This window comes from Natronomonas halophila (assembly GCF_013391085.1).
GTDB classification, from domain to species: domain Archaea; phylum Halobacteriota; class Halobacteria; order Halobacteriales; family Haloarculaceae; genus Natronomonas; species Natronomonas halophila.
On sequence record NZ_CP058334.1, the window covers coordinates 2742157 to 2761557 of the forward strand.

The window sequence follows — 19401 nt, forward strand, 5'->3', positions numbered from 1 at the left end:
GTACGTCCCCCCGGAGGTGTCGGCTGTGAGTCGCGAATACACCGAAATCACGGTCATCGGGGAGGACGACACCGGACTCATCGCCCGGGTGACGACCCTGCTCTTCGAGCGGGACATCAACATCGAGGACCTCGACCAGGCGGTCCGCGACGGCGTCTTCCGGATGACGATGTCGGTCGACACGTCGGGGATGACCTGCACGGAGGCCGAACTCCGCGAGGCCCTCGGCGACCTCGGCGACGACCTCGGCGTCGAGGTGCAGGTCCGCTTCCCCGCCGACCGCGAAACCCAGACCATCGCCGTCCTCGTCACGAAGGAATCCCACTGTCTCGAAGCCCTCTTCGAGGCGTGGGCCGACGGCGAGTTGGGCGCCGAAATCAGCGTTATCATCGGCAACCACGACGACCTCGAACCGCTGGCCGACCACTACGGCGTCGATTTCCACGATATCGGCGACGAGAAGGGCAGTCCCGACGAGGAGCGCCTGCTGGAGGTGCTGGACGACTACGATACGGACCTCATCGTCCTCGCGCGCTACATGCGCATCCTCAGCCCGAACGTCGTCTTCCGATACGAGGACCGTATCATCAACATCCACCCGAGCCTGCTGCCGGCTTTCCCCGGCGCCGAAGCCTACCGGCAGGCCCGCGAAGAGGGCGTCCGCATCGGCGGCGTCACGGCCCACTACGTGACGACCGACCTCGACCAGGGACCCATCATCACCCAGCGGGCGTTCAACGTCCCGGCGAAAGCCGACGTCGACGAGATAGAGCGCCGCGGGCAACCGCTCGAAGCCGAGGCACTCCTTGAGGCCGTCCGACTGCATCTCGACAACGCCGTCCACGTCTATCACGGCCGCACGGAGTACCGCGATGACGTCGACCCCGAGGAGTATCAACTGGGCCTTCCCGAATCGTTCGAGGAGCGCCAACCGGACCGGCCGGTCGACGGTCTCGGGGGCGTCGTCTCCCGGAACGCCGACGGCGACTAACCCCTAGCTTTTTGTTTTAGGCCAGCCTAAAACAGAATGCGGAGCAGGGACGAACGACTGCTCGGTTCGTCCCGACGCCATCCGGGATTCCGGCCACACCGTGGGCATCAACCGGAATCGTGGCATACCGTTCCGCGTCTGTCCCTTCCTGCAGCAGTCGACGCGTAGCGAAAAAGCCGATTACGCGTGGACGCCGTTCGATTCCTCGTCTTCCTCGTGGCTCTCCGGCGGTTCGCTGATTTTCTTGAACGTCCAGATGAAGCCGCCCAAGATGGCGAGCGTCGCGAAGACACTCAGGAGGACGACTGGCATCGCCGGGTCCGAGAACGTCTGTAGCGGTATCATATCCGGCGGTTCGCGTCAGGGAGATAAAAACGGCGGGGATTCGATGCGGCGGGTCGGTCGGACAGCGGTGTCGCCCGTCTCAGAGGTTCTGAACGGTCTCGACGGCCTCCGAGAGCGGTGGCGCGCTGAACAACTCCCGGTCGAGGTAGGCGTTGGTGCCCGCGGTGTACATGTCACGGACGGCGTCGATGACGTGGTCATCGAGCGGTTCGGGGTCGACCTCGCAGAGTTCGCGCCAGTCGGCGACGTCCGCCTCCTTGGCGCGGTCCTTGGCCTCGTTGACGGCTTCGACCCACTCGGGCTGGGTGCGCTTGTGGTACTGTCGGACGACCTCCTTGGAGAGTTGCTGGCCCTCGTAGGAAAAGCGGTTCTCGTCGAAGGTGCCAACCACGTCGGCGACCCGGATTTCGCCGTCGAAGTAGAGACACTCGATTTTGCCGTCCTCGTGTTTCAGGCCGTCCTCGGCAGCCTTCTCGGTAACGATGTCGTTGACATCGCGAGCGACCGCTTCGAGGTCATCGACGTCGGCCTCGCCGGCGATGTAATCGGCGTTGTCACGCGTCAGGTATCGGTCCGATTCCTCGTATTTCGTCGAGAACTCGACGACCGGTTCGGGCAGGTCGATGGGTTCGTCGGGCCATTCCTCGTACTCGAGGTCGAAGTCGGCGGGGTCGGCCCGCGAGCGGAGCGACGAGCCGACCGGGACCGTGTTTCGGAAAACGATTTCCAGCGGAATCAGGTAGTTCTCGCCGGCTTCCTCGTGGAACACGGTGTAGTCGTATTCCCGGCCCTCGTGGGGCAGGTCGGGTACGCGCGTCAGGTCGATGGCCATCTCCCGCGGCGGGGCAGCCGTCTCTTCGAGCGGCACGACCTCGCCGCTGTTGGCGACGACGCCACGGTAGTGGGTCGGAATCCCCTCGGCCTCCAGGGCCTCGAAGTTCGCCGCCCCCATCGCACACAGCGACGCGCCCTTGTTCGGAATCGAGTCGGGCATCTTCCCCCAGTCGAACACCGAGTAATCGTCCGTGAACACGAAGGCGCCCGCACCGAGTTCGTCCGCCGTTGCGGCTTCCTCGATACGGAACTCCTTGACGCTGGTCATTACTGTGTGGGTGCCTGCGATGGCGGAAAGGCGTTTCTATCGGTCTCCGGTCGTGGGACAGGCCCCCGCGTGGGCCGTCGCACTACAGTTGCTCGCTGGATTCCAGCGGCCCGTCGAGTCGCTCTTCGACGTCCTCCTCCAGTTTGTACCGTTGAACTTTCCGGGTCCCGCTTCGGGGGAGTTCGTCCACGAAGAAGACCCGCCGTGGGTGCGCATACGAGGCGACGTGGTCCAGCGCGAACTCCCGAACCTCCCGCTCGCTCAGCGACTCTTCGACGGTCGGTTCGAGGACGACGAAGGCGACCGGCGCCTCGCCCTTCCGTTCGTGGGGCGCGCCGACGACGGCGGCAGCCTGTATGTCCGGGTGCTCGAAGAGCGCGTCCTCGACTTCGGCCGGGTAGACGTTCTCGCCGCCGACGATGAGCATGTCGTCGGCGCGGTCGACCATCCAGAGGAAGCGGTCCTCGTCGATGCGAGCGATGTCGTCGGTGTAGAACCAGCCTTCCTCGTCGAAGACTTGGGCGGTCTTCTTCGGCAGGTTATGATAGCCCTCGAAGACCTGCGGGCCGCGAATCGCGATTTCGCCGGTGGCCTGCTCTTCGTCGTCGGGGTCGATGCCGTGGTCCTCGAGCGTCTTGGCGGCCGTCGGGTCCAGTGCCTCCGGCGGCACGCGCGTCTCGCGACTTATCGGGTCGACGAGTTTGATTTCGACGTTCGGCAGCGGTTGACCGATACAGCCGGCGCCTTTCGTGACGCCGTAGGTCGATTCGGTGGTGCCGGCGGGCGAGGTTTCGGTCATGCCCCACCCCTCCGTGATGGGGGTATCGAAGGCCTGCTCGATTCGGCGGCGCGTGTCGTCCGCGAGGGGTGCGGCGCCGCTGCCCAGCGTCGTGATGCTGGAGACGTCGTATTCGTCGGGGTTCGCCTCCATCTCTTCGAGCATCTCGATGTAGACGGCGGGGATGCCCGCGAAGGAGGTCACCTCGAATTCGGTGATGGCCGACAGCAACTCGGAGGCCACGGGCGTCGTCCGGAGGACGACGGTTACGCCGTTGTAGACGCTGGTGAGCATGACAGTACTGAGGCCGTACATGTGGAACAGCGGGAGGAAACACAGCGAAACGTCCTCTTCGGGGTCGGAGCCGCCGCGGGAGGAGTAGGACTGGACGGTCGACAGCAGGTTCTCGTGGGTCGTCAGGACGCCCTTCGGGTCGCCCGTCGTCCCCGAAGTGTAGCACTGAACAGCGACGTCCTCGAAGTCTCGGTCGGGCCTGTCGAACTCTGTCGAGGCGTTGTCGACGTGTTCGTCGTAGTCCTCCAGTCCCTCGGCGCCACCGGGGATGAACGCGAGCGGCACCTCCTCGGCGAGGTCGGTGCCGACACTCGGGAAGACCGGCGAGGTGAGAAGCGCCGCCGCGTCGGCGTCCGAGAGGATGTAGCGGAGGCTGTCGGTGTCCATGCGGTGGTTCAGCGGAACGGCGACGGCACCGGCCTTGATGACGCCGAAGAAGGATTCGGGGAACTGCAGGGAGTTCTCCAGATACAGCGCGACGCGGTCGCCGGGTTCGATGCCCGCTTCGACCAGCGCGTTCGCCACCTGATTCGACCGCGCGTCGAGGTCCTCGTAACTGTACTCCTCACCGCGGTATTCGAAGGCGAGTTTGTCCCCGTACCGTTCGGCACCCATCGACGGCAGGTCGCCGAGATGCCGGAGCGGTTCCTGCTGATAGAACTTCATCGGACACGTCCTTGTGGCGTGTTATCAAAAGGCTTCGCCCTCTGTTCTGTGCCGACTTAAAGGGATGACCGAACCGGACGACGGCGATGGCTTACTCGTAGCCCACGTCGGGGCCCAGTTCCACGTCGCTTTTGAGGAAGGTGCCGGTGCCGCGGGCCAACTGGTTGCCCTCGCCGTCGCGTAGCACGCCGTCGGCGATGAGTTGTTTCGGGTGGTCGTTGACGACTTCCGCGGTCGCGACGAGTTCGCCCGTCGAGACCGGCCGGGTCAACTGGAGGTGGAAATCGGTCGTCAGCACGAAGACGTCCTCGACGATGGAGTTGGCGGCGAAGAAGGTGGCGTCGTCGAGCGCCTTGAAGTAATAGGAGCCGTGAACCGCGCCCGCGGCGTGGTGTTGGCTCTCGTCGGCTTCGATACGCACTTCGGCGGTTCCCTCGCCCGTAATCGAAAGGGTCGGCTCGACGCCCTCGTTACAGGGCGCATCGTGGTACATCCGTTCGAGTTTCCGGTAGTGCTCCATATCGGGGCCTCGCCGCGGCGAGGCATTTGGGTGTCGGTGTCGGCATCGCCGTCGGCCATAGCCAACAGTTTCGGCCGCCGACACGGAACTGGAGGTTTTTAACCGAACGCGGCGAACGGACACACGTGAGCGAGCCGATTCCGACGGGGTGTGAAACCGTCGACGACCTCCTGAACGGCGGCTTCGAGCGGGGCACCGTCACACAGATTTACGGCCCGCCGGCCGCGGGCAAGACGAACCTCGCGCTGTCGGCAGCCATCGAAGTCGCCGCCGACGGCGGGACCGCCCTCTACATCGACACGGAGGGGATCTCCGTCGACCGCTTCGAGCAACTGGCCCGCGCGAAGGCCGGCGAGGAATCCGTTGAGGACATCGCTTCGCGGGTTATCATCACCGATGCCCTGGATTTCGCCGAACAGCAGGAGGCCGTCAAGGACGCCGCGGACTTCGCCGAACAGGCCGACCTCGTGGTCCTCGACAGCGCTACCGGCTTCTACCGACTGGAGCGGCACAACGAGGACGAAGGCGACACCCTCCGACAGGTCGCCAGTCAAGTGACCCACCTGCTGTCGCTGGCCCGCCGTCACGACCTCGCGGTCGTCATCACGAATCAGGTCTACTCGGACCCCGATTCGGACTCCTCGCGGGCGCGCCCGCTCGGCGGTCACACCCTGACCCACTGGTCGGGGACCGTCCTCCGACTCGAACGATTCCGGGCCGGCAACCGCCGCGCAACTCTCGAAAAACACCGCGCGAAAGCCGCCGGGGAGACGGCCCGGTTCCGTATCACCGACAGCGGCCTCGAAGGCGTCGAAGAAGAGGTCTGACCGTCGCGCGCCTTATTCGTCCAGATACGCCGCTTCGGCCCGCCGGACGATTTCTCTAACTGCGAGGTCCGTTTCCTCCGCAACCGCGAGGGCGTCGTCGTACTCCGCGCTGACGTCGTAGACGCCGCCGTCTTCGTCGCTCGCGACTTTGACGGTAATCTCGTAAGTCTCGCCGTCGATGTCGAGTTCGACCGTCTCGAAACGCCGGTCGGCAATCCAGCGGTGACTCGCTGCCGTCTCGCGGATGCCGAGCGTGCCCGTTTCCTCGGCGAGGCGGCGCGCGACCGCCTGCACGTCCTCGGGTTTGACGATGACCTTGATGAGGTGCCCCGGCCGGGATTTCTTCATCGTTGCCGGAAGGATTGTCACATCGCGTGCGCCGGCGTCCGTGAGTCGCTTTTGGAGGCCACCCAGAACCTCGGGCGTCGCGTCGTCGAGGTTCGTCTCTAGGACGCGAATCCCGTCGCGCGTGAGGCCGGCTTTTGCCTCGCCGCGGGTCGCTCGCAGGACGTTCGGGTACTCCGCGAAGGATTTGGTGCCAGCACCGTAGCCTGAAGCCTCGATTTGCATCTCGGGCAGCGAGGAAACGCCCTCGGCGAAGTGGGCGAGCAGTGCCGCGCCGGTCGGCGTCAGCAGTTCTTCGTCTATCGGGCCGCCTTCGACCTCCCACGACGCCGTCTCGACGATGTAGGAGACGGCGGGCGTCGGTACGGGATAGACCCCGTGGCTCATCGACACCTCGCCGCCACCCACGGAGACGGGCGTCGTCACGATGCGGTCGAGGTCCAGGTCGTCGAACAGGAGCGCCGCGCCGACGATGTCGGCGATGGCGTCGTCGGCGCCGACCTCGTGGAAGTGGGTTGCTTCGAGGTCGGTGCCGTGCACGCGCGATTCGGCCTCGCCGAGGATGCGGAAGACCGCCTGCGCGTCCGCGGTGACTTCCTCGGAGAGGTCCATCTTGCCGACGAGGTCACGACACTCGGCGTAGGTCCGATGGGGACCGTGGCCCTCGGCGTGGCCGTCATCGTGGCTGTGGTCGTGAGTATGGTCGTGGTCGTGACTGTGCCCATGCTCGTGGTCATGGCTGTGTTCGTGGGCGTGTCCCTCGTCGCTTTCTTCGTCGGCCACCAGCACGTCCACGTCCGTCGCCACGATACCGTTCTTCGTGGTTTCGCCGATACGATACTCGACATCGAGGACGTCCTCGACGACCGACAGTCGGTCGGGGTTGGCGCCGGCCGCGACCAGCGCGCCGAGTATCATGTCGCCGCTGGCGCCGGTCCGGCCGTCGAAGGCGAGCGTCTGCATACCCGCGAATCGGGTGGCCGGCGCGAAAAGTGACACGGTGGCAGGGCCGAGGTTTAACCCCCGTCCGCCCGTCGGGTCGGGTATGCGTGCCGCCATCTTCGAATCACCGGAAGAAATCGGCATCGAGGAGGTACCGAAACCGGACATCGAGGACCCGACGGACGCCATCGTCCGGGTCACCCACACCGCGATCTGCGGGTCAGACCTCTGGTTCTACCGGGGCCTGAGCGACCGCGAGGAGGGTTCTCGCGTCGGCCACGAACCGATGGGCATCGTCGAAGACGTCGGCGACGAGGTTACCTCCGTCAAGCCGGGTGACCGCGTGTTCGCGCCCTTCGTCGTCAGTTGCGGGCAATGCGAGTTCTGCCGGAAGGGACTGCACACCTCGTGTGTCAACGGCGGGTCGTGGAGCGGCGACAACGGCGGCGCACAGGGTGAGTACGTCCGGTCGCCACATGCCGACGGCACGCTTGTTCGGGTGCCGGACCGACACGCCGACGACGAGGATACCCTGCGGTCGCTGCTGCCGCTGACCGACGTGATGGGGACGGGCCACCACGCGGCGGTCAGCGCGGGCGTCGACGAAGGCGACACCTGTATCGTCGTCGGCGACGGCGCGGTCGGCCTCTGTGGTGTGCTCGCGGCCCGCCGGCTCGGCGCCGAGCGCATCATCGCGATGGGCCACCACGAGGACCGACTCGAACTTGCCGAGGAGTTCGGCGCCACGGAGACGGTCGCTGCCCGCGGCGAAGAGGCTGTCGAGCGCGCGCAGGACCTCACCTACGGCGGCGCGAATCACGTACTGGAATGTGTCGGCGCGGCGTCGGCGATGGAGACGGCCATCGAGGTCTGTCGCCCCGGCGGCACCGTCGGCTACGTCGGCGTCCCCCACGGCGTCGACGAGGAAGGGCTGGACGTCTATTCGATGTTCGGCGACAACATCACGCTGCGGGGCGGCATCGCGCCGGTTCGGGCCTACGCCGAGGAGTTGATGGCCGACGTCCTGCAGGGGACGCTCGACCCGTCGCCGATTTTCACGAAGACGGTCGATTTGGACGGCGTTCCGGCGGGCTACCGCGCTATGGACGAACGTGAAGCCATCAAGGTGCTGGTGAAGCCACAGCGGTAGGCCGACCCCCGGCAGCAAAAAGCATATCTCCGGCGCGTCCCGATACTATGTATCAGGATGAACGAGGTTCAACTAGAGGTCGCGAAGGCCTACCCGAACGACTCGGGCCGGGGCATCGCGCGCCTCGACCCCGACACGCTTCTGCATCTGAAGCTGTCTCCGGGAGACATCATCGAAATTGAGGGTGCAGACACGACCGCGGCGAAGGTCTGGCGGGCCGACCGGCAGGACTGGAACACCGATACGGTCCGCATCGACGGGTTCACGCGCCAGAACGCCGATGTCGGTATCGGCGAGCGCGTGACGATTCGGAAGGCCGAGGCGACGAAAGCGGACAAACTCGTCCTCGCGCCGCCCGAGGAGGCGTCGGTCCAGTTCGGCTCCGACGCCGCCGGCATGGTCAAACGCCAGATTCTCAAGCGGCCGGTCGTCGAACGCGACATCGTACCCGTAATGAGTTCGACGAACCACCCGTTCATGCGGTCGCCCGGACAGGCGATTCCGCTCATCGCCGTCGAGACGGAACCGGACGGGGTCTGTCTCATCACCGAGGACACCGAGGTCGAACTCCGCGAGGAGCCAATCAGCGGCTTCGAGAAGACCGGTGGGGGAATTACCTACGAGGACATCGGCGGCCTGCAAAACGAGATTCAGCGGGTCCGCGAGATGGTCGAGTTGCCGATGAAACACCCCCAGATATTCAAGAAACTCGGCATCGAGCCGCCCGCGGGGGTGTTGCTCCACGGCCCGCCCGGGACCGGCAAGACCCTGCTGGCGAAGGCCGTCGCCAACGAGACGTCGGCGTCGTTCTTCTCCATCGCCGGCCCCGAGATTATCTCGAAGTACTACGGCGAATCCGAACAGCAACTCCGTGAAATCTTCGAGGACGCGACCGAGGAGTCACCGTCTATCATCTTCATCGACGAGTTGGACTCCATCGCGCCCAAACGCGAGGACGTCACCGGCGAGGTCGAACGCCGTGTCGTCGCCCAACTGCTGACGATGATGGACGGCCTCGAAGAGCGCGGGCAGGTCGTCGTCATCGCTGCGACCAACCGGGTCGACTCGGTCGACCCCGCGCTCCGCCGTCCCGGCCGCTTCGACCGCGAAATCGAAATCGGCGTCCCCGACGAGACCGGCCGCAAGGAAATCCTCCAGATTCACACCCGCGGGATGCCGCTGGCCGACGACGTCTCGCTGGACCACATGGCCGACGAGACCCACGGCTTCGTCGGTGCCGACATCGAGAGCCTAACCAAAGAAGCCGCGATGAAGGCCCTGCGGCGTTACCTCCCGGAAATCGACCTCGACGAGGAGGACGTTCCGCCGAGTCTCATCGACCGTATGATAATCAAGCGGTCGGACTTCCGCGGCGCGCTCAACGAGGTCGACCCCTCGGCGATGCGGGAGGTGCTGGTCGAACTCCCCAAGGTTTCCTGGGACGACGTCGGCGGCCTCACCGAACCCAAAGAGCAGGTACAGGAGTCCGTCGAGTGGCCGATGAACCAACCGGAGAAGTTCGACCGTTTCGGTATCGAACCGCCCGCGGGCGTCCTACTCTATGGCCCGCCCGGTACCGGGAAGACGCTGATGGCCAAGGCCGTCGCCAACGAGACCAACGCTAACTTCATCTCGGTGCGCGGCCCGCAACTCCTCTCGAAGTGGGTCGGCGAAAGCGAGAAGGCCATCCGCCAGACCTTCCGGAAGGCCCGGCAGGTTTCGCCGACGGTCATCTTCTTCGACGAGCTCGACAGCCTCGCGCCGGGCCGCGGCGGCGAAACCGGCTCGAACGTCTCCGAGCGGGTCGTCAACCAACTGTTGACCGAACTCGACGGCCTCGAGGAGATGGGCGAGGTGATGGTCATCGGTGCGACCAACCGCCCCGACATGATCGACCCCGCGCTCATCCGTTCCGGGCGGTTCGACCGCCTCGTCATGATCGGCGAACCCGACGTCGACGGCCGCGAGCAGATTCTCCGCATCCACACCGAGGACATGCCGCTGTCGCCGGACGTCAGCCTCCGTGAACTCGCCGAAATCACCGGTGGCTACGTCGGTTCGGACCTCGAATCCATCGCGCGAGAGGCGGCCATCGAGGCCCTCCGCGAGGACGACGACGCCGAGGAAGTCGGGATGAGCCACTTCCGGCAGGCGCTCGATTCGGTCCGCCCGACCATCTCCGACGACATCCGTGAGTACTACGAGCAGATCGAAGAGGAGTTCCGCGGCGGCGGTGCCGAGGCCGGACACCGGCAGGGCGGCGGCCGTATCGGTTTCCAATAGAACCTTTTTGCACGCTCGGGCGCCTGCGGCGCCCTCGCGGCAAAAACGTTCATGAAAAAGACACGGCGGCCTTCCCTCAGGAAGACTCGCTTCGCTCACGGCTTCGCCGTTCGCTTCTCGTGGTTCTCGCTCCCTGCGGTCGCTCCGAACCACGCACCGCTCGTCTTCCAACGCTCCCGCTCACTCCGTTCGCGGGACCTACGGTCAGGCCTTGGTCCCGCGCCTCATGGTTCGAAAGACGCCTTCGACGTCTTTCGTCATCACGAGAGAGCTTCGCTCTCTCGAACGACTTCGTTCGGCGCGGTGTGGTTCGAAAGACGCCAACGGCGTCTTTCGTCATGCCAAAAGAGCGCCCCGCGCTCTTTTGAGCAAACCGCTCGCGCCCTGCGGGCGCTCGCGGATGCTATCAGAAATCTTTACTTAAGAGACGCTCGCTCTGCTGTGGAGTACGAAGCCAGCGAACACCACGATATAGCCGACCAGCGTTAGGAATAGGCCAGCATCCTGAATGAACAAGGCTTGCTCGAAGGAGAGGAGTGGCGTCACCATGAGGGAACCGAGTGCACCCAGTGCGGCGGCCTGCCCAATCGCGAGCAGACAGGCGCCTCCGGCGAGGACTTTCATCACGCGCCGCCGAGTCGACGAGTCGGCGACCGGATGCCGATACCGGAGATAACCGTAGAACCCCCCGATAATCGTGAGTTGGAACAGCAGGGCAATTAGGCCGAGTTGAACGAATCCGGGAACCACTACCCGCCGTTCGACCGGCCTTGAATTAATCGTTATGCGTGTTTCTCGTCCGATAATCGTGTGGGAGGAATCCTGAAACGGCCGCCAGAGGAGAATATCAGTAAATTAGTTCGTCGCTGTTGTCGACCATATAGAGAGTGCGGGCGGCGATATTGACGGCGTGGTCGCCCATCCGTTCGAGGTCCCGGATCGTCAGCAGGAGGCGCGAAACCTCGCCCATCAGGTCCTCGATTTCCTCGTCGGAGGAATCATCGCCCAGTTCCGTCTCGATGAGGTCCCGGACGACGGTACTGGAGGCCCGTTCACAGAGCGCGTCGATTTCGTCGTCGCGGTCGTCGATTTCGTAGCAGGCCTCGACGTCCTTGTCGGCGTAGGCTTCCATCGAATCGTCGATCATGTCGACGACGCGGTCACCGATGCCCTGAATGTCGACGTCGGGATAGAGGTCCCGCTCGGCCTGCAGGGTGTAATCGCCGAGGTTCGTCGCGAGGTCGGCGACCCGTTCGAGGTCGGTGATGATCTTGAACGAGGCGGCGATAAAGCGGAGGTCGCCCGCGACCGGCTGCTGGAGGGCAAAGAGGTCGATACAGTCCTGTTCGAGTTCCAGATACAGTTCGTTGATCTCGTGGTCGCCCTCGATGACTTCGCGGGCGAGGTCTTCGTCTTTCGATTCGAGCGCGCGCAATCCCATACGAACCCGTTCGAGAACGACCTCGCTCATGTAGAGGACGTTCTCCCGGAGTTCGTCGAGTTGCTCCTGAAATCCCTTTCGTGCCATTGGTAGCGTGTAGTCGCGTCTCCGATGTGTTTCTTCCGGCGGTTCGTCTGACGCCTGTCTGCCGATTACCCGAACTTCCCGGTGATGTAGTCCTCGACGCGCTGGCTGGAGGGGTTCTCGAAGACCTTGTCGGTGTCGTCGAACTCCACCAGTTCGCCACCGGTGAGGAAGACGGCCGTCTTATCGGAGATACGCGCCGCCTGCTGCATGTTGTGGGTGACGATAACGACCGTGTACTCCTCCGCGAGGTCGTCGATGAGGTCCTCGATTTTCGAGGTCGCGACCGGGTCAAGCGCCGAGGCCGGTTCGTCCATCAGGATGACTTCGGGGTCCGCCGCGATGGCCCGCGCGATACAGAGCCGCTGTTGTTGGCCGCCCGAGAGGTCGAGCCCCGAGGAATCGAGCTGGTCTTTGACCTCGTCCCACAGCGCCGCGCTTTTCAGAGCCTCCTCGACGCGTTCGTCGATGTCGCCCTCGTAGCCCTGAATTTTCAGGCCGTAAGCGACGTTGTCGCGGATGGATTTCGGGAAGGGGTTCGGCTTCTGGAACACCATGCCGACCTTCCGTCGGAGGGCGACCGGGTCGACGTCGTCGTCGTAGACGTTCTTGTCGTACAGTCGGAGGTTCCCCTCGACGCGGGCGGCGTCGATGAGGTCGTTCATCCGGTTGATACACCGGAGGAACGTCGATTTCCCACAGCCGGAGGGGCCGATGAGGGCCGTTACCTGCTGTTCGGGTATCTCCATCGAGATGTCGTTGAGCGCCTGCGTCTCGTCGTACCAGACGCTGATGTTCTCGGCTTCGACGATCGTTCTGCCGGTGCCGTCACGCCCCGCCTCTTCGAGGCCTGCGACGGGGGAGTCGGCGAGCGATTCCGATTCCGACGTCGATTCCGTCTCGGTGAACGTGTTGTCCGAACTCATTGTCAGTTGATTTCGTCTCCGCGCGGGCCACGGCTGCTACGCGTTGACCCCGAGTCACGCGCCTACCCGTGCGTCGTTATCCCCAACGGGTATCCGCGTCCCTAAATACCCATCTATGATTTCTATATAGTTCTATATTTTTGGGGAGTTTCGGGCGGCTATTTTCGGCGCGGACCGTATCAGAAACACGCCATCTACCAGGTATGTTGGTATCAATGCCGATAGTTGTCTATATATTCCAGTAGTAATTTATATCTTCAGTCTATATCCGGGGTATGGAAACCCGGAAGGTGCAGGTTACGGGGGGGTCGACGTATACCGTCTCGCTGCCCAAGGAGTGGGCGACTGACAACGATATCAGCGGGGGCAGCGTCGTCGAGTTCTATCCCGAGGAGGACTCGCTACTCCTGACACCCCGCCGTGACGAGGAGAAGGTCGAAGGGACGCTCAACATCACGGGACTCGAAGACGACGAATTGATGCGTGCGGTCGTGACGATGTACGTCAGCGGTTTCGACATCATCACCCTGGAGACCCAGCAGGTCACCGCCGCCCAGCGGCGAACGATTCGCGAGGCCACCCAGGGACTGGTCGGCCTCGAAGTCATCGGCGAGACCGCCGAACGGGTCAAGCTGCAGGACCTCCTGGACTCCTCGGAACTGTCGATTCACAACGCCATCACCCGGATGCGACTCGTCTCGACGACGATGCTCGCCGACGCCGTCGATGCCCTCCTGAAGGACGACGACGACCTCGCCGCGGACGTGGTCCAGCGAGACGACGACGTCGACCGCCTGTGGTCGATGGTTTCCCGGGTGTTCCGGTCGGTCCTCCGGGACCCCTCCGCGGCCGCGACCATCGGCCTCGACCGCGAGACGTGTTTCGATTACCACTCCAGTGCCCGCCAACTCGAACGGGTCGGCGACCACGCCGCCAAAATCGCGACCCACGCCGAAACCCTCGGGTCGCCGCCCGAGGACGCCGCCGAGGCGCTGCAGGACCTCCACGACGAGGCGACCGAAATCATCGAGATGGCGATGGACGCCCTTCTCGAGGAGGATTCCGACCGCGCGACCCGCCTCGCCAACGACGCCCGCCAGCGCGTGACGAAAATCGACGAACTCTCCCGGCGGGTCGACGACGAGATTCGCCAACTGGAACCCCAGCAGGCCCAACTGCTCGGCCTCGTGGTCGACTCCCTTTCTCGAAGCGCCGACTACGGCGGCAACATCGCCGAAACCGCCCTCCAGAAGGCCGCCCCGAAGCCGTAAGCCGCGCTGCCGTCGTCTTTTAACTATTAGCGGGCCCTGAAGACCGTATGGTCACGGAACTGCGGGATGGGGTGTGGTGGTACGAGGCCAGCGGCGTCAACGCCTACTTCGTCGCCGACGACGACGGCGTCACACTTGTGGACGCGGGGACGCCCTTCGACACGTCGACGGTCGAGCGGGCCGTCGAGGAAGCCGGCTTCGGCCTCGGCGACGTCGAGCGGATTCTCGTTACCCACTACGACGTCGACCACGTGGGGTCGATAGCCAAACTGGCCGTCGATGCGCCCATCTTCGTCGGCCGGAAGGACGCACCGTTCCTGACGGGCGAAAAGCGCCCCTCGCCGCTACGATTCAAGGGATTCACCCAGTTCGTTTCGGGGCCGTTCGTTCCCGACGTTCCCGAAGCGCGCGTCCGTCGCGTGGATGACGGCGATGCCATCGGTGGCTTCGCCGCGTATCACACACCGGGGCATACGCCCGGCCATACCGCCTACGTCCACGAGAATCTGGAGGTGGCCTTCCTCGGCGATTTGGTCATCGAACGCGACGGCGCGTTGCGGCCAGCGCCGTGGTTCATCTGCGACGACGCGGATACCGTCGACCGGAGCATCCGGTCGTTTGCCGCTGCGGCCCCCGACTTCGAAGTCGCCGCGATGGGCCACGGAACCCCCTTCAAGCGCGGTGGGAGCGAGCACCTGCGTCAACTGGCCGATTCCCGGTAGGCGTACTCTTTTCAAACTGCCGACCGAAATCGTGTGTATGGCTGACACCTCTCTGCCCGCTCCCGAGGGATGGGGCGAAGTCGAGGAGACGCCGCAACCAATCGAGAAGTATCAGGCCGAAAACCCCGCGCTGTTCGAACACGACGAGGAACCCCTCGGCGTGCAGGTCCTGCCGGACGACCCGCTGGAAAGCGGCATCTGGCGGGTCGGCGTGATACTGGGCGAGAAGACGGATATGGAGGCCGTCGAGACGGTCGAACGCGGGATTCGCGGCCGACAGGAAGCACTCCAAGAGGCCCGCGAGTTGATGGAGGCGTTCAACGAGCAGGGGATGGCCCATATCGAGCAGGCGCTCGAAGACGGAACGAACCCGGTCAAAGAGGCGCCGGAATCCGACGAATAGCGCGGAATCCGGTGGTTATGCGGTGAGTTCTTCGGCCACGGCCTCGGCGTCGAGCAGTTCGGGGTCGATGATGTGGCCGGCCTGTCCCTTGACGAACTCCGGGACGGAATCGCGCGTGTAGAAGACCACGCGCACGTCGGGGTTGAGGTCCGTCGCGATGGGGACCGAAGTCGCGAGGCCGGCGTCGGTGATGACGATGACGTCGGCCTCGACGATGCCCGCCTCTTCGAGGGCGGGCCGGTTGGCCGTCCCCTCGGCGTAGGAGACGTCCGCACCGTGGTCTTCGAGCGCTTCGCCGAGATTGTCGGGGTCCTCGCCCGCGATGATTACCTTACTCATATTCGATGGTTGCCGGGGGTTTGTGGGTCACGTCGTAGACGACGCGGGAGACGTTATCCAGCGTGCCCGTGATGCGGGACTGGATGCGCTGGAGGGTCTCCCAGTCGATTTCCTGTGCGCGGGCGGTCATGCCGTCGCGGGATTCGACGGAGCGAACCGAAACGACCCACCCGTGGACGCGGTTGTCGCCCTTGACGCCCGTCGCCTTGCCGAGAACCGCTGCGAGGGCCTGCCAAGGGTCGTACTCTTCGAGTTCCTCCTCGATGATGTGGTTGGACTCGCGGGCGACTTCGAGTTTCTCCTCGGTCACTTCGCCGAGGACGCGGATAGCGAGACCGGGACCGGGGAACGGCATCCGCTCGGAGACGACTTCTTCGAGGTCCAGCGCGCGGGCGACCTCGCGAACCTCGTCCTTGTAGAGGTCACGCATCGGCTCGACGATGCCCTCGAAGTCGACGACGTCGGGGAGACCACCGACGTTGTGGTGGGATTTGATGGTCCCCTCGCTCTCGATGCGGTCCGGGTAGATGGTCCCCTGAACGAGATAGTCGGCGTCGACCTCGTTGGCGACCGTCTCGAACTCGCGGATGAACTGTTCGCCGATGGCGTGGCGCTTCTCCTCGGGGTCTGTGATGCCCGACAGCGCATCGAGGAAGCGGTCGCGGGCGTCGACGATGCGGAGACTCTCCATGTAGTCGAACGTCTCACGGACGCTCTCGGTTTCGCCCTTCCGCATCAGACCGGTGTCGACGTAGACCGGAGTCAACTGGTCGCCGACGGCCTCGTAGGCCAAGGCGGCGGCCGTCGATGAGTCGACGCCGCCGGAAAGGGCGATGACTGCGTTCTTGTCGCCGATTGCGTCGCTGATCTCCTCGATTTTCTCCTCGATGAATTCGTCTGTATCGACCATTAGGCGGTCACCTCTTCGGTGGATTCGGATTCTGCAAGAATCGTTTCGACCATCGCGAGGAAGGGCGGGGAGGCCCGTCCCGGACGGGAGCGGAACTCGGGGTGGAACTGCGTCCCGAAGAAGAACGGATGGTCCGGCAATTCGAGGATTTCCATCCGGTTGCCGGCGCGGCCGGAGAAGACGAGGCCGGCGTCTTCGAGGTCGTCGATGTATTCGGGATTGACCTCGTAGCGGTGGCGGTGGCGTTCGGTACACGACGTATCCTCGTAGATGTCGTGGGCCATCGTTCCGGGTTCGATGTCGGTCTCGTGGGCGCCGAGCCGCATCGTCCCGCCCATGTCCTCGATTTCGTACTGTTCGGGCAGGATGTCGATGACCGGATGCGGCGTGTCCTCCTCCATCTCCGCGGAGTGGGCGCCCTCGAAGCCACAGACGTTGCGGGCGAACTCCACGACGCCCATCTGGAAGCCGAGACACAACCCGAGGAACGGGACGTCGTTCTCCCGGGCGTACTGGACGGCCTCGATTTTCCCCTCGGTGCCGCGGGCGCCGAAGCCGCCGGGGACGATGATGCCGTCGGCCTGTTCGAGGCGGTCGGCGTGGGCGTCGTCCATCTCGTCGGCGTCGACCCAGAGGACGTTCACGTCGGTGTTGGTCTCGAAGCCGGCGTGTTTGAGCGATTCGTGAATCGAGAGGTAGGCGTCCTCGAGGGCGTACTTGCCGACCAAGGCGATGTCGACCTCGTCGGTCGTCTCCTGTGTGACGATGTCGCGCCACTCGTTTTCGCGTTCGTCCGCCGGGATGGCCTCGTCGGCCAGATTCAGCCGCTCCATGACGTACTCGTCGAGGCCCTCTTCCTCGACCATCAGGGGGACGTGATAGATGTCCTCGACGTCGGGATTCGAGAAGACGGCGTCGGTCGGGACGTCGCAGAACAGCGCGATTTTCTCCTTGGTCTTGGGGTCGAGTTTGTCCTCACAGCGGCCGACGAGAATGTCGGGCTGGAGGCCGATAGAACGGAGTTCCTTGACGGAGTGCTGGGTCGGCTTGGTCTTCTGCTCGCCGTTCTTCGAGTAGGGGACCAACGTGACGTGGGTAAAGAGGATGTCCTCGTCGTCTTCCTCGTGGGCGAACTGTCGGAGTGCTTCGAGGTAGGGCATCCCCTCGATGTCCCCGACGGTCCCGCCGACCTCGATGAGACAGACGTCGTGACCCTCGGCGGCCTCCCGAATCCGGCGTTTGATGTCGTCGGTGATGTGGGGGATAATCTGGACGGTGTTACCGAGGTAGTCCCCGGCCCGTTCCTTCTCGATGACGTGGCGATAGGTCTTGCCCGTCGTGATGTTGTGGTCGAAGGTCATGTCGATATCGAGGAACCGCTCGTAGTTCCCCAAGTCGAGGTCGACCTCCCCGCCGTCCTTCAGCACGTAGACTTCCCCGTGCTGGTAGGGGTTCATCGTCCCCGCGTCGACGTTGAGATACGGGTCGATTTTCACGGCCGTCACGTCGAAACCGGCGTTGGCGAGCAAGCGTCCCGTACTCGCCGCTGTGATGCCTTTGCCCAGGCCGGACATCACGCCACCGGTGACGAAGATGAACTTGTTCCCCAGTGTGGGGTCGTAATCAGTAAGCTCCGTCGGCATACCGACGGTCCGCGAGCGTCGGACAAAACGGTTTCGACACCCACCCGGTGCGGCCCGGTCTGTCACGCCAGCGAGTGGCGGTCGAGGTCGGCCGAGTCAGGAATGAGCTTCCTCTTTCGCGGCTTCCATCAGTCCCTCGTCGGTGGCGACGAGCACCCACGCCCAGCGGTAGCGCCGGTCGACGACGACAAGCGTGAAGTTCCACCACGGGTCGCCGAACCAGTCGCTCCATGGGTCGCGAGTACGATAGACGGTCATCTCCTCGTAGCGGTCCTCGACGATCCCGTCGGTGAACCCGCGCGCGAGTCGCTTCGCGCTCGCACAGCTCCCGTACTGCTGTTCGATGGTATCGACGTACGGCTTCGACCCACCGTGGACGAGCTGTTCGGCGAGGACGCCGTCCAGTGACAGCGCCGATTCGACGGTAAACGTCGGGTCCGCGTCGTCGTCGGCGTCGATGCCGAGTGCCGCCGTGACGGCCTTCGAGGTCAGCAGTTCGGTGAAGAAATTCGCCTCCGCGAGCACGTTGTTGGCAAGATACCAGTCTATCGTCTCCGAGTCGGGAATCCGGACACAACAGTGCCGAGCGTCACCTCTCGGCCGCGTATCTGACATAGACTGGACATATCTGTCGACCGCGTCCACCTCCGGGTCGACGGCGTCGAACGTGTTGGTCTCCCAGACACGATTTACGTCGTCTCTCCCGGGTTTAGCGGAATCCCAGTCGACATCGAGCATACCGGAAGGACGGTATTCGTACTTAAAGACTTCGTGCCTAAATAAGCAAATTCGCTATCGTGTCGGCGACTTTGACTGTTTGACCGACGAAGAAGTGGTCGGCTCCGATGGCTTCGACCATCCCCCCGGTGGCGCCCACTCGCTCTGCGACGGCCGCCGCGTCGACGGTGGTGTCCCGCTCGCCGTAGACGATACCGACCGGACAGTCGATATCGTCGATGGCCGCGACGGCATCGATGTCCTCGGTGAGGCTGGCCGCGGGCGCGAGCGCGGCCACGGCAAAGGGTGGGGTCCCCGCATCGCTCTCGCGGGCCGCCGCCACCAGCGCGAGACAACCGCCGAAACTGTAGCCGAACAGGCCCACCCGGTCGTATCGGTCCCGCGCCCACGCGTAGGCGTCCCTGGTGTCGACCAGTTCGCCGCGACCCTCGTCCCACGCGCCGTAATCGAAGCGGAGACAGGCACAGTCCAGCGCGTCGCTGACCGCCTGCAACCGCGAATCGGTGCGACTGCCGCCCATCTGTGGATGCGGCGGACAGGCGACGACGCAGGTGTCGCTCTCCGGTGTATCCAGCGTCCCGCGCACATCACGGTCCGAGGGGACGACGATTGACTCGCTCATGGGCCGGCTTTGCGGCCCGCGGACTTGAGCGTGTCCGGTCGGCCGCCGAACGCGCGTAG

At 64.4% G+C, this 19401-nt stretch carries 20 protein-coding genes; 7 read left to right on the forward strand and 13 right to left on the reverse strand.

Features of this window, described 5'->3' with window-relative positions; all coding sequences use genetic code 11:
* Positions 1-25 precede the first annotated feature (25 nt).
* Complete coding sequence (locus HWV23_RS14550; RefSeq protein WP_178291112.1) at positions 26-991, forward strand: formyltetrahydrofolate deformylase; 966 nt, start codon at positions 26-28, stop codon at positions 989-991.
* A 180-nt stretch (positions 992-1171) separates the two neighbouring features.
* Here HWV23_RS14550 and HWV23_RS14555 read toward each other — a convergent pair whose 3' ends face one another.
* The 4 genes from HWV23_RS14555 to HWV23_RS14570 all read right to left on the reverse strand — a co-directional run bounded on the left by HWV23_RS14555 (position 1172) and on the right by HWV23_RS14570 (position 4696).
* Positions 1172-1336, reverse strand: a complete 165-nt coding sequence (locus HWV23_RS14555) for a hypothetical protein (RefSeq protein WP_178291113.1) — start codon at positions 1334-1336, stop codon at positions 1172-1174.
* Between the two features lie 79 nt (positions 1337-1415).
* Positions 1416-2438 (reverse strand): phosphoribosylaminoimidazolesuccinocarboxamide synthase, encoded by a 1023-nt coding sequence (locus HWV23_RS14560; protein ID WP_178291114.1) that lies wholly within the window; start codon positions 2436-2438, stop codon positions 1416-1418.
* A gap of 82 nt (positions 2439-2520) precedes the next feature.
* The gene (locus HWV23_RS14565; RefSeq protein WP_178291115.1) at positions 2521-4176 is read right to left on the reverse strand and encodes a class I adenylate-forming enzyme family protein; all 1656 of its coding nucleotides are present in this window, start codon (positions 4174-4176) and stop codon (positions 2521-2523) included.
* A gap of 91 nt (positions 4177-4267) precedes the next feature.
* The gene (locus tag HWV23_RS14570; protein WP_178291116.1) at positions 4268-4696 is read right to left on the reverse strand and encodes a PaaI family thioesterase; all 429 of its coding nucleotides are present in this window, start codon (positions 4694-4696) and stop codon (positions 4268-4270) included.
* 125 nt (positions 4697-4821) lie between these two features.
* On the opposite strand from HWV23_RS14570, the gene radB reads away from it, so the two are divergent.
* Positions 4822-5523 carry a DNA repair and recombination protein RadB gene (gene radB, locus HWV23_RS14575; RefSeq protein ID WP_178291117.1) on the forward strand — a complete coding sequence of 234 codons (702 nt, stop codon included), beginning with the start codon at positions 4822-4824 and terminating at the stop codon, positions 5521-5523.
* A gap of 12 nt (positions 5524-5535) precedes the next feature.
* Here the strand turns inward: radB and larC are convergent, their stop codons facing one another.
* Positions 5536-6831: a nickel pincer cofactor biosynthesis protein LarC gene (gene larC / locus HWV23_RS14580; protein ID WP_178291118.1), complete on the reverse strand. Its 1296-nt coding sequence runs from the start codon at positions 6829-6831 to the stop codon at positions 5536-5538.
* Between the two features lie 82 nt (positions 6832-6913).
* On the opposite strand from larC, the gene HWV23_RS14585 reads away from it, so the two are divergent.
* Together HWV23_RS14585 and HWV23_RS14590 are read left to right on the forward strand one after the other, a co-directional pair.
* Positions 6914-7960 carry a zinc-dependent alcohol dehydrogenase family protein gene (locus HWV23_RS14585; protein WP_178291119.1) on the forward strand — a complete coding sequence of 349 codons (1047 nt, stop codon included), beginning with the start codon at positions 6914-6916 and terminating at the stop codon, positions 7958-7960.
* Between the two features lie 57 nt (positions 7961-8017).
* The gene (locus tag HWV23_RS14590; RefSeq protein WP_178291120.1) at positions 8018-10243 is read left to right on the forward strand and encodes a CDC48 family AAA ATPase; all 2226 of its coding nucleotides are present in this window, start codon (positions 8018-8020) and stop codon (positions 10241-10243) included.
* Positions 10244-10663: 420 nt separating this feature from the next.
* On the opposite strand, the gene HWV23_RS14595 is transcribed toward HWV23_RS14590, so the two are convergent.
* From HWV23_RS14595 to pstB, 3 genes are all read right to left on the reverse strand, one after another.
* Complete coding sequence (locus HWV23_RS14595; protein WP_178291121.1) at positions 10664-10993, reverse strand: hypothetical protein; 330 nt, start codon at positions 10991-10993, stop codon at positions 10664-10666.
* A gap of 97 nt (positions 10994-11090) precedes the next feature.
* Positions 11091-11771 carry a phosphate signaling complex protein PhoU gene (gene phoU / locus HWV23_RS14600; protein WP_178291122.1) on the reverse strand — a complete coding sequence of 227 codons (681 nt, stop codon included), beginning with the start codon at positions 11769-11771 and terminating at the stop codon, positions 11091-11093.
* Between the two features lie 65 nt (positions 11772-11836).
* Complete coding sequence (gene pstB, locus HWV23_RS14605; protein WP_178291123.1) at positions 11837-12694, reverse strand: phosphate ABC transporter ATP-binding protein PstB; 858 nt, start codon at positions 12692-12694, stop codon at positions 11837-11839.
* Positions 12695-12969: 275 nt separating this feature from the next.
* Between pstB and HWV23_RS14615 the strand changes: the two genes are divergently transcribed.
* From HWV23_RS14615 to HWV23_RS14625, 3 genes are read left to right on the forward strand one after another with little or no spacing between them, the layout of a single operon-like run.
* Positions 12970-13965, forward strand: a complete 996-nt coding sequence (locus tag HWV23_RS14615; RefSeq protein ID WP_178291124.1) for a phosphate uptake regulator PhoU — start codon at positions 12970-12972, stop codon at positions 13963-13965.
* 47 nt (positions 13966-14012) lie between these two features.
* Positions 14013-14687 (forward strand): MBL fold metallo-hydrolase, encoded by a 675-nt coding sequence (locus tag HWV23_RS14620; protein ID WP_178291125.1) that lies wholly within the window; start codon positions 14013-14015, stop codon positions 14685-14687.
* Between the two features lie 37 nt (positions 14688-14724).
* Positions 14725-15090 carry a hypothetical protein gene (locus HWV23_RS14625; RefSeq protein WP_178291126.1) on the forward strand — a complete coding sequence of 122 codons (366 nt, stop codon included), beginning with the start codon at positions 14725-14727 and terminating at the stop codon, positions 15088-15090.
* Between the two features lie 15 nt (positions 15091-15105).
* Here HWV23_RS14625 and HWV23_RS14630 read toward each other — a convergent pair whose 3' ends face one another.
* From HWV23_RS14630 to HWV23_RS14650, 5 genes are all read right to left on the reverse strand, one after another.
* Complete coding sequence (locus HWV23_RS14630) at positions 15106-15429, reverse strand: DUF7126 family protein (RefSeq protein WP_178291127.1); 324 nt, start codon at positions 15427-15429, stop codon at positions 15106-15108.
* Positions 15422-16339, reverse strand: coding sequence for a glutamine-hydrolyzing GMP synthase (guaA, locus tag HWV23_RS14635; RefSeq protein ID WP_178291128.1), 918 nt, complete (start codon positions 16337-16339; stop codon positions 15422-15424). The genes HWV23_RS14630 and guaA overlap by 8 nt, the downstream gene beginning before the upstream one ends.
* A complete protein-coding gene (pyrG, locus tag HWV23_RS14640; RefSeq protein WP_178291129.1) occupies positions 16339-17982 on the reverse strand; it encodes a glutamine hydrolyzing CTP synthase in 1644 nt (547 codons plus the stop codon). The genes guaA and pyrG overlap by 1 nt, the downstream gene beginning before the upstream one ends.
* A gap of 96 nt (positions 17983-18078) precedes the next feature.
* The gene (locus HWV23_RS14645) at positions 18079-18597 is read right to left on the reverse strand and encodes a hypothetical protein (protein WP_178291130.1); all 519 of its coding nucleotides are present in this window, start codon (positions 18595-18597) and stop codon (positions 18079-18081) included.
* A 160-nt stretch (positions 18598-18757) separates the two neighbouring features.
* Complete coding sequence (locus HWV23_RS14650; RefSeq protein WP_178291131.1) at positions 18758-19342, reverse strand: alpha/beta hydrolase; 585 nt, start codon at positions 19340-19342, stop codon at positions 18758-18760.
* Positions 19343-19401 lie beyond the last annotated feature (59 nt).